Raw genomic sequence first — 1,137 nt, forward strand, 5'->3', positions numbered from 1 at the left:
CCGGTTCGTGCGCTGGCTGATGAGGCGGCGTTGATCATGGGCGGCACCGGCGACCCCGACCCGAACGCGGCGTATCTGGCCCAGGTCTACGCCGACTACATCGCGCCGGCCATCGCCCCGCAGACCGCCACACCGACCGCCCTGGCCACCCCCGAGCAGGGCTACCCGCTCTACGGCAGCCTGACCTTCAACGCCTCGGTCGCCCAGGGAGTCACCGACCTGCAGCACGCCATCACCGCCCAACCCCCCAACAGCGACACCGTGGTGTTCGGATTCTCCCAAAGCGCCACCATCATCACCGACTACCTCGACGACATCGCCGACGGCTCCCTGCAACATCCCCCCGCCCCCACCCAGGTGCGCTTCGTGCTCGCCGGCGACCCCAACAACCCCGACGGCGGCCTGTTCGAACGCTTCGACGGGCTCTACTACCCCGGCTACAACGAAACCTACAACGGCGCCACCCCCGACCTGGCCTACCCCACCGACATCTACACCCTGCAATACGACGGCTACGGCGACTTCCCCCAATACCCACTCGACCTGCTGGCCGACCTCAACGCCGCCCTGGGCGCCGACCAAGACCACCTCGGCTCACCCCCCACCTACGAAAGCCTCACCCCCGCCCAAATCGCCACCGCAATCGTCGAACCGGTCTCACCCCAGGCCAGCGGCGACACCACCTACTACCTGATCTTGACCCAAAACCTGCCGCTGCTGGAACCACTCGCCCACGCCGGGACACCGCAGTGGTTACTCGACCTGATCCAACCCGACCTGCGCGTACTGATCGACCTGGGCTACGCCAACCTCGGCGGCGCCGACACCGACTACGCCAACCTGCCCACCCCGGCAAGCCTGCTCGAACTGATCAACCCCATCACCGTCACCGCCGACCTGACCAAAGGCGCCCTCCAAGGCGCCACCGCCGCCCTCATCGACCTCGGCGCCCTGCCCCCCACCGACACCCCCCACACCGACCCCTACACCCCCTCCCCCGATCCCGGCCTATCGATCACCCTCGGCCAACCCAGCACCACCGCGCTCTCCGCCATCACCACCACCGTCGGCTCCCTGCTCGAAGACCTCCACATCCCCGACCTCACACCCACCCCAGCCATAGCCCCCGACACCCTC

At 68.2% G+C, this 1,137-nt stretch carries 1 protein-coding gene; it reads left to right on the plus strand.

Translation table 11 applies throughout. The features are described 5' to 3' along the window. On the plus strand, nucleotides 1-1,137 hold a 1,137-nt coding region (locus tag F6Q13_RS17665; RefSeq protein ID WP_293059313.1), incomplete at both ends, for a PE-PPE domain-containing protein.

The sequence above is a fragment of the Mycobacterium sp. genome, assembly GCF_008709575.1.
Taxonomy (GTDB): domain Bacteria; phylum Actinomycetota; class Actinomycetes; order Mycobacteriales; family Mycobacteriaceae; genus Mycobacterium.